General features: G+C 64.6%; 10 protein-coding genes. 7 read left to right on the top strand and 3 right to left on the bottom strand.

The window, feature by feature from the left end; all coding sequences use genetic code 11:
• Nucleotides 1-74: 74 nt before the first annotated feature.
• On the top strand, nt 75-815 hold the full coding sequence (locus BLT92_RS11000; protein WP_092105620.1) for a YggS family pyridoxal phosphate-dependent enzyme: 741 nt from the start codon (nt 75-77) through the stop codon (nt 813-815).
• A gap of 143 nt (nt 816-958) precedes the next feature.
• Nucleotides 959-2911 carry an NHL domain-containing thioredoxin family protein gene (locus tag BLT92_RS11005; RefSeq protein ID WP_092105622.1) on the top strand — a complete coding sequence of 651 codons (1953 nt, stop codon included), beginning with the start codon at nt 959-961 and terminating at the stop codon, nt 2909-2911.
• A gap of 41 nt (nt 2912-2952) precedes the next feature.
• Here the strand turns inward: BLT92_RS11005 and BLT92_RS11010 are convergent, their stop codons facing one another.
• The 3 genes from BLT92_RS11010 to BLT92_RS11020 all read right to left on the bottom strand — a co-directional run bounded on the left by BLT92_RS11010 (nt 2953) and on the right by BLT92_RS11020 (nt 6495).
• Nucleotides 2953-3912, bottom strand: coding sequence for a hypothetical protein (locus BLT92_RS11010; protein ID WP_092105623.1), 960 nt, complete (start codon nt 3910-3912; stop codon nt 2953-2955).
• 171 nt (nt 3913-4083) lie between these two features.
• A complete protein-coding gene (locus tag BLT92_RS11015) occupies nt 4084-5097 on the bottom strand; it encodes an ATP-binding cassette domain-containing protein (RefSeq protein WP_231938770.1) in 1014 nt (337 codons plus the stop codon).
• A 96-nt stretch (nt 5098-5193) separates the two neighbouring features.
• A complete protein-coding gene (locus tag BLT92_RS11020) occupies nt 5194-6495 on the bottom strand; it encodes an LPXTG cell wall anchor domain-containing protein (protein WP_092105626.1) in 1302 nt (433 codons plus the stop codon).
• Between the two features lie 387 nt (nt 6496-6882).
• On the opposite strand from BLT92_RS11020, the gene dcd reads away from it, so the two are divergent.
• The 5 genes from dcd to BLT92_RS11045 all read left to right on the top strand — a co-directional run bounded on the left by dcd (nt 6883) and on the right by BLT92_RS11045 (nt 13952).
• Nucleotides 6883-7461: a dCTP deaminase gene (gene dcd / locus BLT92_RS11025; protein ID WP_092105628.1), complete on the top strand. Its 579-nt coding sequence runs from the start codon at nt 6883-6885 to the stop codon at nt 7459-7461.
• A complete protein-coding gene (locus tag BLT92_RS11030; protein ID WP_092105630.1) occupies nt 7458-8459 on the top strand; it encodes a hypothetical protein in 1002 nt (333 codons plus the stop codon). Before dcd ends, BLT92_RS11030 begins: the two co-directional genes overlap by 4 nt.
• Before the next feature lie 278 nt (nt 8460-8737).
• Complete coding sequence (locus BLT92_RS11035) at nt 8738-11800, top strand: Na+/H+ antiporter subunit A (RefSeq protein WP_092105632.1); 3063 nt, start codon at nt 8738-8740, stop codon at nt 11798-11800.
• Nucleotides 11797-12372, top strand: coding sequence for a Na(+)/H(+) antiporter subunit C (locus tag BLT92_RS11040; RefSeq protein WP_092105634.1), 576 nt, complete (start codon nt 11797-11799; stop codon nt 12370-12372). Before BLT92_RS11035 ends, BLT92_RS11040 begins: the two co-directional genes overlap by 4 nt.
• Nucleotides 12369-13952, top strand: a complete 1584-nt coding sequence (locus BLT92_RS11045; RefSeq protein ID WP_092105636.1) for a Na+/H+ antiporter subunit D — start codon at nt 12369-12371, stop codon at nt 13950-13952. Before BLT92_RS11040 ends, BLT92_RS11045 begins: the two co-directional genes overlap by 4 nt.
• The last annotated feature ends 17 nt before the right edge of the window (nt 13953-13969 follow it).

The raw sequence follows: 13969 nt of genomic DNA on the forward strand, positions 1-13969 counted from the left end.
CCCGCGTCACAGCAACACCACCGTGCCCGCGACCACGACCTGAAACTTCGGCGGGTACGTGTAAGACTGGACGCATGAGTTCCCCAGACACACCCGAACCACTGGCCGATGATCAGGTCGCCTCCATCAGGGACAACCTCGACGAGGTGGCCGCGCGTACAGCAACCGCCGCCGAGGCGAGCGGACGCACGAGTGCCGATGTGCAGGTCATGCTCGCGACCAAGACCCAACCGGCCCCGAAGATCCGCGTCGCGCTCGAGCATGGGTTCACCCTCATCGGTGAGAACAAGGTCCAGGAACTGGTCGCCAAGGCGGACGACCTCGATGATCTGGAGCATGAAGCCCACCTCATCGGGCCGCTGCAGAAGAACAAGGTCAACCACACGCTGCGGCACGCGCACTGCATTCAGTCCGTCGACAATCTGGAACTGGCGACGAAGATCAACAACCGCCTCGAGGTCCTCGACCAGACCCTCGACATCTTCGTCCAGGTCAATACCTCTCGCGAGGACTCGAAGTCCGGTATCGCCCCCGATGAGGCAGAGGCGCTCATCGCCGAGCTCCGGGATCACACACGGATGAGACTGCGCGGGCTGATGACGATCGGCCTGCCCGGACGCACGCCCGAGGAGATCCGCCCCAGCTATTCCGACCTGCGGGAACTGCGCGAGAAGCTCATCGGTTCGGGTGCCATGCCCGCCGAAGCCAAGGAACTGTCCATGGGAATGAGCAACGACTTCGAACTCGCCATCGCCGAAGGCGCGACGATGGTCCGCGTCGGCTCCAGCGTGTTCGGCGCCCGCGACTACACCTGAGGCGCAGCGCCCGCTGCTGATTCGCGGTGCAGCGGGTATCACCAGCATCTGTCACTGCGATTGCCACGACGGGCGCCTGGGGCGTTGGTCACATGATGACACCGGGCCTCCCGTCGCGGCGGTGAATCTGTGAAGATGGAGCTATGAACTCCAGTCCGCAGGAATCCCCAACAACCGCGGCGCCCTCCGCCGCGGCGTCCCACCAGGTCAAGGTGCGTGCACCTGAACTCATCGGCCGTCGGTGGATGAACTCCGGCGGTAAGGACCTGAGCCTGGCCGACCTGCGCGGCAAGGTGATCCTGCTCGACTTCTGGACTTTTTGCTGCATCAACTGCCTCCACGTTCTCGACGAGTTGCGCCCGCTCGAGGAGAAGTACGCACAAGAGCTCGTCATCATCGGCGTCCACTCGCCGAAGTTCGAGTTCGAACGCACGGTTGAGGCCGTTGATCAGGCCGTCGAGCGTTATCAGGTCGAACACCTCGTCCTCGACGATCCCGACCTCGTCACCTGGCAGGCGTACACCGCCCGAGCCTGGCCCACTCTGGCCGTCATCGACCCCGAAGGGTATCTGGTCGCGACCTTGTCGGGCGAAGGCCATGGCGCCGGCCTCGGTGAGATCATCGAGGGCCTCGTCGAGGAGCACTCGGCCAAGGGCACACTGCACTTCGGCGACGGTCCGTACGTGCCGCCACCAGCACCGGAGACCGAACTATTCTATCCCGGCAAGGTCACCGCACTGCCGACGGGGAACCTCCTCGTCGCCGATTCGGGGCACCACAGCCTCGTCGAATACGACCCTTCGGCTCAGACCATCGTTCGCCGCATCGGCACCGGTGCCCGCGGCGCGGACGACGGCGACTTCGCCCGGGCATCTTTCAGCGAACCCGGCGGCATCACCGTTCTTCCCGATGATGTGGCTGCGAAGGCCGGCTATCACCTCGTCGTCGCCGACACCGTCAACCACTGCCTGCGCGGCATCAATCTCGACACCGAAACTGTGACGACGGTCGCCGGCACCGGGGCCCAGCACATGGTCGGCGCGATCGACAATGTGGTCGGAACCCATGGCGAACTCGGCCATTACGATGGGCCCGCCCTCGACGTGAAGCTCTCCTCGCCCTGGGACGTCCTCTTCGTCCCCTCCACCGCCGAGGTGGTTGTGGCGATGGCGGGCAACCACACCATCTGGTCGTTCAACCCCGAAGCCGGGTCGATCCGCCTGCTCTCGGGCACCATGAACGAAGGCTTGACTGATGGCGATGCGGACAACGCATGGTTCGCGCAGACCTCGGGCCTCGACCTCAGCTCCGACGGTGATGTGTTCATCGCGGACTCGGAGACCTCGGCGATCCGCCGCCTCGACCCGAATACCGGAGCTGTGTCCACGCTCATCGGCGAGGGACTCTTCGACTTCGGATTCCGTGACGGCCCCGCAGCCGAGGCCAGGCTGCAGCACCCCCTGGGAGTGCGGAGCCTGCCCGACGGATCCATCGCGATCGCCGACACCTACAACGGCGCGATCCGCCGCTACGACTTCACCACGAACGAGGTCTCGACCCTGGCCCGCGGACTGCGCGAACCCTCCGATATCTTCGTCCTTGAGTCTGCCGGGGCCGCTGAAGCCTCGGAAGCCGAACTCCTCATCGTCGAATCCGCCTCTCACGCGCTGACCAGAGTGAAGCTGCCCAAGGACGCGCAACGGGTCGATGAAGGTGCGCTCACCAGCAAACGTCCCTCGACCGAGATCGCCTCAGGGCCAGTGGCAGTGAGCGTGAGCTTCACCGTTCCAGCAGGTCAGAAGCTCGACGACCGGTGGGGAGATCCCACGTATCTGCAGGTCTCGGCGACGCCGCCGGAGCTCATCGTGTCCGGCAATGGAGGCGCAGAGGGGCTGAACAGGGACATCGTCATCAACCCCGATCTCGAGTCGGGCGTGCTGCACGTGACCGCACGGGCGGCCGCCTGCGACGGCGAACCCGGGGGCGAGATCCCCCTGCACGCCGCGTGTCACCTCTATCAGCAGGACTGGGGAATCCCGGTCGACCTCGTCGCCACAGCCCCTGCCGAGCTCACCCTCGACCTCCGCGGCGCCTGAAAGCCGCGCCGAAGCCAGCTCGAGGGGCCCGCGTCGTGCGGCTATTTCACGGAGACGTCGCCGAGGCGGCGCGGATCGTAGCGGACCTGCGAGGACTTGACGACGACGGAGCCACCCATGGTGAAGGACAGCGTTTCATCGAAGTCGTGCTCGGCCGCTGTGACGATGTCGCGGTAGCGTCCCTGGATGCGCACCTCGACGGTGGACGGGGTGAGCTCGAGGTCGTTGCCAGAGGCGGTCAGGCCGATTTCCGGTTCCCGCACCAGCGACCACTTCACATCGCCGAGGATCTCATTGTCCGTGTCGTAGCCGAACACGCAGCCTGAGGGGTACAGGGTCTTCGATTTTACGCACTTCTGCAGATGCTCGGTGACCTGCTCGTTCACCGCCTGCTCCAGCTTCGCCGTGGGTTCGGGTGACAGTGCGATCTCGGCGGTGTCCGTCGGTGCCGTCACCTCGGCACGCTCTGGCTTCGACTTCAGATAGGTCGCATCGAAGCCGACGAGGTAGGTGGCGGGGAACAGCACGGGAACCGTACCGGCGGAGACGCCGTAGCCATTGACCGTCGCCGTCGACGACCCTTCGACCTGCAGGTCGAGAGTGGGCCACTCCTCCTGCTCGATCGCCCACCGATCGAACAGACCGGCGGTCGCGGGCAGCTTCACCATGGACAGCTCCACGGTCTGCGTCTGCGAGGAAAGGACATAGCTCAGCGTGACCTTCGCGTGGTCCTCATCGACCGACACCGTCGTCGCCTCAGCATCCCGCGGCAGGTCAGGGGAGGCGTTGAGCACGTCGTGGTTGAGGGCCAGGGTCGAGGACGGAGTGGGGGAGGCGAGGTAGGAGAAGGCACGCTCGGCGTCGGCGTGCTCGATCGCTGAAATATAGGCCTCGGCGGCACGCGCAGGCGTGTAGATCGTGAAGTTGAGGAGGGGGACTGCTGCCACAGTGAGCACGATGACCAGGAGCGCCGAGATCAGAAGCTTGCGCGAGGTTCGCATGGCTTCTCCTGATTCGGTGGGGGATGAGGGGATTTCAGTTTAATGCCAATGGCACGTCACTCGGCCCAATGATCGGCGGGGACACGCGGCAAGGCGGGGACACACAGGCCGAGGACACGCGGCGGAGCGTCGACACGCAGGACGGGTGAGTCGTGCAAGTGCCGGCGGTGATCATTCCACCGAGTATGCGTGCAGCGCCGAAGTGTCGACCTCGACGAAGACATGCGTGCCGACCTTGACGTTGGCACGCAGCGCGGCGATCGACTCGCCGAGGCTGGGGTGCAGAACCCCGAATCCGGCCCTGGCGCGTCCTTCATCATCGCTGTCGCCGATCTGGCCACGTGCTCGGCTCGCAACGTGGGAGACCCCGGCCAGGTCGGCCAGGTCCACGTCGAGGGCGAGCCCCATCTCCGTGTCCACCGGCGACAGCTTCGCCTGCAGGCAGGAGCCGCGATCGCGCAGTCCGGTGACGATGGCTTCGAACACCGTCGCCGAGGTGAACGCCTCGTCGTGCTCGTCCAACGACAGGAGCGCACTGCGCCACCCGAGGGTGACGAAGACCTTCCCATCGAGTTCGGTCCGTGCCTTCACCGCAGAGTGACCGATCGACAGCCAGCCCTTGCGGGCAAGCCCGGAGTAGACGTTGACTCCGCTGAGCTCGGCCGGCAGGGTGCCCCGGGGCTCCGTGACGACCTGTTCCAAAGTACCGAACGCGACGAGCTCGCCCTTCTCGATATCGGCCACACCCGCCTCGGCGATGGTGAAATCGGTCAGCGTATTCGAGGTGAAGACGATCCCTCTGCCGTGTGCGGCGGCCAAGTCGGCCAGGCGACCGCGTAAGCCAGCACGCACGTGGCCGGGGACGGAGGCGAAGGGGTCGATGAACGTCAGCCACGTCGATCCGCTCGCCCACGCCACGGCCAGGCGAAGCTTGGCACGCTCACTGGCATCGAGTTCGCCGAGCCGACGCTTCAGCACATCAGGTTTGACCCCGAACTCCGTACACGCCTGAGCCAATGCCGCCTCCCCAGATCCGGCATTGAATTCTCGAAGATAGGTTCTGACCCACCTGCGCACACGCGTGAGACCCGACCGGATTCCGGTCGGGAACTGCGGTGGTGGTGCGACGTCGGAGCGCGCAGCAACGGACAGCACCACCTCAGTGGTGCTGTCCGTGCTGCCCATGAGACCGAGCATTGTCCCTGCTCGGAGACGACCGAGATCGATCTGGTGTCTGCCGAGGTGCAGCCCCGCTAGGGACAATTCATCGTTCAACGGATCTTAGAACTCCGCAGGATCGTCGGAGGCGGTCATCCGCCGACGGGTGATGACGACGGCTGCGGCACCGACAACGAGGAGTCCGACGCCGAGAGCCAAACCGGTCATTTCGGCACCGGTGCGAGGCAGGTCATTGCCGCTGTCGCTGCCGTTGCCTCCATCCTCATCGACCGAGGTGCCGTTGGTGACGACGGTGAAGCTGCCGCCCTGTGGCTTGTCGAAACTGTCCGCCTGGGCGGTCACGTTGTACGTTCCCAGCACGGACTTGACCTTGGCCTGGACGCCGAAGGTCGCCTTGCCCTCGGAGTCGGCTTCCTTGGTCATCGTGTAGCGATCGACCTTGCCCTGTGCATGCTCGACGGTGATCGAGATCTTTTCGCCTGGCTGTGCGCCGGTGATGCCGAGCTTGATGCCCTCGTTGAGGAAATCCTCGGAGCTGATCTCGGTCGGGTCGATGATGAGTGCCTGGGTCGCGGTGGTCGCGGCCTCCTTTTCCTCGTCATCGGTGCCGGGGCTGGCCGGAGCTGTCGTGTCCGGAGCCTTGTCTTCCTCGGCCGAGTCGTCGGACTCGTCCTCGGCGGTCTCCGAGGGCTCGCTGGATCCGGTGTCCGTCGGTTCTGAAGTCTCGGTCTCAGTCGGCTCGGGAGTCTGGGACTTGGTCGGCTCCGAAGTCTCGGTCTCAGGCGGTTCCGGAGACTTCGTCTCGGTCTCGGTCGGCTTCGGAGCAGCAGGCTTGCGAGCTTCCTTGGTCTCGGTGGGCTTTTCGCTCGGCTCTTCGGACTTGGTCTCGGTCGGTTCCGAGCTCGCGGACTCGCTCGGATCATCGGTCGCTGTCTCCGAGGGATCCGAGGCGGGGCCGGTTGCAGGGGTGCAATCGGAGCCCTTGGCGTCGTCCTTGATGTCAGAGTCGTTCGGCACGACCTCGAAGGAGACCTTCGAGGAGTCCTTCTCGGTCTTCTCATCGGTGAGGTAGAGCGAGTATTTGCCTGAGGGGACCTTGGCATCATCCGTGACGGAGAAGTAGTAGGTGCCGGACACCTTGCCCTTCTCGTCGACGGTCAGCTTGGTCTTCGGCGAGTACTTGGATCCGTCTGTGCCGACGACCGTGACGGTGGCCTTGCTGTCGGGGGTGAATCCGGTGCCGGAGAATCCGATGCCCTTCTTGCGGTCCGCGACATCTTTCCGGGTCACCTGTGCGGCAGACAGAGTCGCCTGCGGATCCGAGCTGTCGGGAACCTTGGTGTCGGTTTCGGGGTCACTTGACTGCTGCGCGTCATCATACGCACAGAGTGGGCCTGCCGGCACCGTAGCGGACTCTGTCGCTGCGAACGCGGGAGCGCTACCAGCAAGACCTGTCAATGCAACGGCTACTGCGGGGGCAAGCACAAGACGCGTGGTCTTCACAGTAATGCCTTTCGATTGTTGTCAACCCACGAAAGGCGATGGAACTCCCGGCATTCCTTGGCTTAAGAAGAGGAAGGCACCATCGTGCGCGGGTTCGTACAGTTTCTTACTCTAAAGCATTCACTGGCGCCTATGTGGAGACACACGGGAGAAAACCAGCAAAAACAGCGTGTATTGTTATCGAGTCGTTACCAAGTACAGGCGTGTTGCGCTGGCTGTGAGTTTTTTCGCCCCCGCGCGAACCCAGTTCACTGCACTCCTGACCGCTGGGCGACTACCATCGGATATGTGACTCTCCTTTCCGATCGCGACATTCGCGCCGAGCTCGACTCCGGACGCATCGCCCTCGACCCCTACGATCCTGCGCTGATCCAGCCCGCCAGCGTCGACGTGTGCCTGGACCGCTATTTCCGTCTGTTCGACAACCACAAATATCCGGTCATCGACCCGAGCCTCGACCAGCCCGAGCTGACCCGCTTCGTCGAGGCGGCTCCGGGAGAGCCGTTCGTGCTGCATCCGGGTGAGTTCGTGCTCGCCTCCACCCATGAGCTCGTCACCCTGCCCGAGGATGTGGCCGCCCGGCTGGAGGGCAAGTCATCGCTGGGGCGTCTCGGACTGCTGACCCACTCCACGGCCGGATTCATCGATCCCGGGTTCAACGGTCATGTGACCCTGGAGCTGTCGAACGTCGCAACCCTGCCGATCACCCTGTGGCCGGGAATGAAGATCGGCCAGCTCTGCTTCTTCCGCCTCAGCTCGGCCGCCCTCAACCCCTACGGTTCGCAGGCGACGGGCAATCGCTATCAGGGACAGCAGGGGCCCACCGCTTCCCGTTCGCATCTCAACTTCTACCGGAGGGACATGTGACCACTCGCCGAGAGCTGCGGATGCAGCGTGAGGCTGCCGAGCGTGTCAGTGACACGGATGTCTCGGCGGACCTGCGCGGTTTTCATCTGCTTCTCCTCGACGAGGGGGTTGAGGTCTCCGATGTGCTCGCGCTCGTGCATAACCGGCTGCCCGACATCATCCCGCGCTTGGACGGCAACGGTCAGCTGAAGCTGAGTCGTCACTCGCGTCTGAGCGAGGGGGTCGACCTCGACGCGGCTGCGATCGCCGCACTCGAGCTGCCTGATTGGGTGCACCACGCGGTCGTCGTCGACTGTCCTCGGGACCGTGAACCGGTTCCACCGCCGGACTGGTTCAGCGACGCCGACGGACTCCATGAGGCGTTCCCGGAGGGCCTGCCCGACCGGGAGGAGGAGCGGACGCTCAGCCTCATCCTGTCTGTCGCATCACGCCTGCACACGGGAGTCCGCCTCGCGGACGAGGCGGGTCTGCCGACTCGTGTCCTCGTGCCCGATCCGGAGGCGAAGATCGACCTCTACCTCTATTCGTCCTACTGGCTCGAGCCCGACGTTGCACTGTCCCTGGTGCGCAGGCACGCCCCGCATGCCTTCCAACAGGCGCTGCCGACCCCGGATGAGGCGGTTCTCGCTCAGGCCACGATCGACGATCCGCTCTTCGACCCATCGGCGCCTGTGATCCTCGACGGCTATTCGCTCCTCGTCCCTCTCGGGGAGATCGCTGAGGCGGCCGGCCAGCTCGAGATTCGCGTGTCCGAGGCTGACTGGGTGCCGCCGATCATCGCCAAGCATCTCCAGATGCCGCTGATCGAGTACCACGTGCACTGGATGGATACCGAGTCGAAGCGTTACCAGCCGGTCCAGACCCGACGTTTCCGGCGGATGCGCAACGAGGTTGCCGGCCTCGTCGACAGCATCGGCGCGGAACTGCTCATCGGCTGTGACGGGACCGGCCTGGACGAAACCGGGTTCCTCGTCACGAGCAGCCAGCTGCGCAGCTGAACCAGCCTGCTTCTCGGCCTCCGAATCGCCTCCCGCCGATGGCCTGGCGGAGCGTCTGATTCCGGTCTCGGCGACTTTCCCGATTCGCCCAGACCCTGTACGGAAGCGGTGCGGATTTCGTCCGAAATGCGGGCGGAGATCGAGCAGAACGTGTTCACAATGACTGCCGCGAACCGCTTCTTTGATTGGGAGATTGGCAGTGTGTCGTGAGAAAATACTGGTGAGAACTACATTCTGGCAAATCTTATAAATGACGGAGGTGTCCGCCGGTGATAGTCATGACAGGAGCCTTTTTCGGGGCTGCTGTCATTGCGTTCCCACTGGTCAGACGCCTCGGTCGGGACGGGTTCTTCCTCCTTGCGCTGGTGCCGCTCGCCGGGCTGATCCTCAGCCTGGCCAAGGTCCCCGACATCTTCGGGCCCGGCGGGTCACCGTGGGTCGAGAGCATGGGCTGGCTGCCGGCCCTCGGTCTCGACGGCATCTTCCGCCTCGACGAGCTCGGCTGGATCATGAGTCTCCTGGTCACCGGCGTCGGTGCTCTCGTCTTCGTCTACTGTGCCCGTTATTTCCCGGCCGATGAGCCGGGGCTGGCCCGGTTCGCCGCTGTCTTCATGGCCTTCGCAGGAATGATGTACGGACTCGTCCTCGCCGATGAGCTCCTCATGCTCTACCTGTTCTGGGAAGGCACCACGGTCTTCTCCTACCTCCTCATCGGGCACAGCCAATCCCGTCGCCGCTCCCGCCAGGCAGCACTGCAGGCGCTCATCGTCACCACGGCCGGGGGACTGGCCATGCTCGTGGGCATGATCCTGCTGATGTCTGTGACCGGAACAGGTCAGATCTCCGCCCTCATGGAGCGTGCGAGTCTCGGCATGGACACCGGGCCCGTCATCGTCACCGCCGTGATCCTCATCCTCGTCGGCGCGGTCTCGAAGTCCGCGCTGATACCCTTCCACTTCTGGCTCCCCGGCGCCATGGCAGCTCCCACACCGGTCAGTGCCTACCTGCATGCGGCGGCGATGGTCAAGGCCGGAATCTACCTGGTCCTGCGTCTGGCGCCGGGCTACCATACGCTGCCCGGATGGTCAGAGACCCTGCTCACGCTGGGTCTGCTCACGATGTTCATCGGCGGTTGGCAGGCCCTCAAACAGACAGACCTCAAACTTCTGCTCGCCTTCGGCACGGTGTCCCAACTGGGATTCCTCACGACGATGGCCTCCTTCGGCACGCCCGACATCACCAAGGCCGCACTGGCCATGCTCATCGCGCATGCCCTGTTCAAGGCCTGTCTGTTCCTGTGCGTGGGCATCATCGACCATCGTGCGGGCACACGTGACCTGACGAAGCTCTCCGGAGGCTGGAAGGCCTTCCCCGTCGTGGCCGTCTGTGCCACGATCGCAGCAGCCTCGATGTCGGGTCTGCCGCCGCTGCTGGGCTTCGCCGCCAAGGAAGCGGTCTATTCGACCCTGCTCGCCTCAGGCGACAAAGCATCGATCATCGCGCTGGTCGGCGTGATGATCGGATCGATGCTCACCGTCGCCTACTCGGCGCGCTTCGTCTGGGGCGCGTTCTCGAGCAAAGACGGCGTCGACGATATCGCCCGCCGCGATGAGAAGATCACGCTGATCATCTCCCCGGTCATGCTGACTGTCCTCACGGTGGTGCTGGGCCCGGCCGTCGGGCTCGTCGACGGCTACTTCGAGGCCTGGACCTCGACGCTGCCGGTCGTCGACCCCGGCGACGGCGACTATCATCTGGCTCTGTGGCACGGGCTCGAACCGGCCCTGGCTCTGTCGGCAGTCACGATCGCCGTCGGCCTCGGACTCTTCTTCGTCCGCGACTCGTTCGCCAAGGTTCAGTCGACGCTGCCAGCGGGCCTGGACTTCCACGACCTCTACCGCAAGATGATCAGCTGGGTGGAGAGACTGGCGCTGTGGGTCACCTCGCGGACGCAGCGGGGTTCGCTGCCGTTCTACCAGAGCGTGGTCTACCTCGTCCTCGTGGCCGGCCTCGGCCTGGCGATCATCACGAACGACACGTGGAACATCGAGTTCAACCTGTTCAGCACTCCGCTCGACTTCATCGTCGCCGCGGTCCTCATCGTCGTTGCGGTCGCGGCGACCCGCGCCAAGAAGCGCTTCACCGCCGTGGTCGTCACCGGAATCTCGGGCTATGCGATGGTCGCGTACTTCGCATTCGTCGGCGCCCCGGACCTGGCTCTGACCCAGGTCCTGGTGGAGACGATCACCATCGTCGTCTTCGTCCTCGTCCTGCGCAGGCTTCCGGCTCGGATCGGTCAGAGCACCGGGCGCTTCACCCCGGCCTGGCGCGCCATCATCGGCGGAGCAGTCGGCGTGACCATGATGCTCGTCGTCCTCATCGCTGCCGGGGTCCGTGTCAGCGAACCGGTCTCCGTTGACTTCGGCCAGCTTGCCTATGAATTGGGCCACGGCAAGAACATCGTGAATGTGACCCTCGTCGACATCCGCGTCTGGGACACCCTCGGGGAGATCTCCGTTCTCGTCGCGGCCGGCACCGGAATCGCCGGGCTGATCTTCGTCCGGGGCCGCGAAGGACACCTTCACCGCTTCGTCTCTCGCCGCGACGGCACCGAGCTGCAAGGGCGGGTGCGGTTCCAGCCGGTCCCCGAGGAGGTCGGTGACTACCACGCTTCGGCACGCGCACGCGATCCCGAACGCGAAGACGTGACGCAGCGTCGAGTCTCCTGGCTCATCGCCGGACGCACACTGGCCCCACGCAACCGCTCCATCATCCTCGAGGTCACCGCCCGCCTGGTGTTCCACGCGGTCCTCATCTTCTCCCTCTACCTGCTGTTCGCCGGCCACAATGAGCCCGGGGGCGGGTTCGCCGGTGGCCTCGTCGCGGGTCTGGCGCTGGTCGTGCGCTACCTCGCCGGCGGCAAATTCGAACTCGCCGAGGCGGCCCGCTTCACCCCGTCGGGCCTGCTGGGCACCGGAATGATCCTGGCCGTGCTCACCGGAATCGGCGGATGGTTCTGGGGCGACACCGTCTTCAAGTCCGTCTACTTCGAAGGCGACATACCGGTGCTCGGGCACCTGTCCTTCGGGACGTCGACCTTCTTCGACATCGGCGTCTACCTCATCGTCGTCGGACTGATGCTCGACATCCTCAGGTCCTTGGGCGCCGAGGTGGATCTGCACCAGGAGCGCGACGAGATGGTGCTGACCAACCGGCTCAACCAGTCCTACCACCTGTCGGAGAACTTCAGCGTCGAAGCGGAGCACGATGCCGTCTCCTCGATCCTCGATCGTGTCAACCACCTCGATGTGGACAACGGGGCCGAAGGTGGGCGGCTATGACTCTGCCCTTCATCATGGTGCTGGCGATGGGGTTCCTCTTCGCCTGCGGCATCTATCTCATGCTCGAGCGCTCATTGACCCGTGTCCTGCTGGGGTTCATCCTCCTGGGCAACGGCGTCAATCTGCTCATCATCCTCACCGCAGGCCGAGGAGGGCCGCCGCTGACCGACGGGAAGAATCTGTCCACCTTGGGCATGTCCGACCCGCTCCCGCAGGCGCTCATCCTCACGGCCATCGTCATCACGTTCGCGGTCACGGCGTTCCTGCTGGCAATGATCTATCGCTCCTGGCGCCTGGTCCGGGCCGACTCGCTGCAGGATGACACCGCCGACCTCCAGGTGGCGATCACGAAGATGATCGACTCCGAGGCCGAAGCGAGCACGGACTACGACGACACCGAATTCGGTGACGAGGCCGAGAGCCCGATCACCGGCGCCATCGACCTCGACGACGACGGCAAGCCCCACGAACGCGAGGCCGAGGACGAACCCGGAGCTGCCACCTCGGCGCGGGGGACGGCGAACAGCAGCGGCAGAGGTCCCGAAGGAACCGAGACGGAGGAGAAGAAATGATCGATCTCCTTCCTGTGCTGGTGCCGCTGCCCGTCCTCCTGCCCCTCATCGGCGCAGGGCTGGCGCTGGTGCTGTCGAAGCACTCGCGGGCACAGAACATTGTGTCGATTCTGATCCTCAGCGCGGTCATGGTCATCTCGCTCATCATGCTCTTCGGCGTCGACGCCCACGGCCCGCAGGTCGTGGCGATCGGCGGGTGGGAGCCGCCGGCAGGAATCGTGCTCGTCGCCGACAGGCTCTCCTCGCTCATGCTCGTCGTCTCCTCCCTGGTCATCTTGTGCGTGCTCGTCTACGCGCTCAGCCAGGACGCCAACGACGATTCGAACGAGACTCCGATCTCCGTGTTCAACCCCAGCTATCTGGTGCTGTGCGCGGGTGTCGCCAACGCCTTCCTCGCCGGTGACCTCTTCAACCTCTACGTCGGCTTCGAGATGTTCCTCGTCGCCTCCTATGTGCTGCTGACACTGGGTGCCACGGCCGAGCGGATCCGGGCGGGCGTGACCTACGTCGTCGTCTCGCTCGTGTCCTCGATCATCTTCCTGGCAGCGATCGGCGTCATCTATGCGTCGACCGGAACCGTGAATATCGCTCAGCTGTCCGAACGGCTGAGCGAACTGCCGCCGGACGTGCAGATGATTCTGCACGTCCTCCTGCTCATCGGCTTCGGCATCAAGGCCGCGATCTTCCCGCTGTCCTTCTGGCTGCCCGACTCCTACCCGACGGCTCCGGCGCCGGTGACGGCAGTGTTCGCGGGTCTGCTGACGAAGGTCGGCATCTATGCGATCATCCGCACCGAGACCCTCCTGTTCGCCGAATCATCGCTGCGAGTTCCGCTGCTGATAGCCGCGGCATTGACGATGGTGGTCGGAATCTTAGGCGCGATCGCCCAGTCGGAGATCAAGAGGATCGTGTCATTCATTCTTGTCTCCCACATCGGCTACATGCTCTTCGGCGTGGCTCTGGGGACCACTGTCGGGCTCGCTGCCGCGATCTATTACACGGTCCACCACATCATCGTCCAGACCGCACTGTTCCTGGCCATCGGCATGGTGGAAATGCGAGGTGGTTCGACCTCGACGCGGTCACTCGGCGGACTCATGGTGCTCTCACCGGCACTGTCGATCATCTTCTTCATCCCGGCGCTCAATCTCTCCGGCATTCCGCCGTTCTCCGGGTTCATCGGCAAGGTCGCACTCTTCGCGGCAGGTTTCTCCGACCACGACTGGCTGGCCGTCACTCTCATCGTCGCCGGCACCGTGACCAGCCTGCTCACCCTCTACGTCATCGGACGTACCTTCAACCTGGCCTTCTGGCGCGACCCCGCGGATGCGGAGGAGCCGAATGAGGAGCTCGTCGCGGAGTTCGCCGAACGCAAGAAGGCCAAGCTGGCGGGCAAACCCTGGAAGGCGCAGATCGGAGTGCCGGGGTCGATGGTCGCCGCCACCACGGTGGTGGTCGTCGCGTCGATCGTCCTCACGGTCTTCGCGGGCCCGTTGTGGGATCTGTCCAACCGTGCTGCGGAGAACCTGCAGTCTCCCGTGAGCTATGTTTCGACTGTGTTGGGCGGTGATGACCAGTGAACGCCAAGCGGCCCCGG

Origin of the sequence: Brevibacterium picturae, from assembly GCF_900105045.1 — a bacterium.
Lineage (GTDB): Bacteria > Actinomycetota > Actinomycetes > Actinomycetales > Brevibacteriaceae > Brevibacterium > Brevibacterium picturae.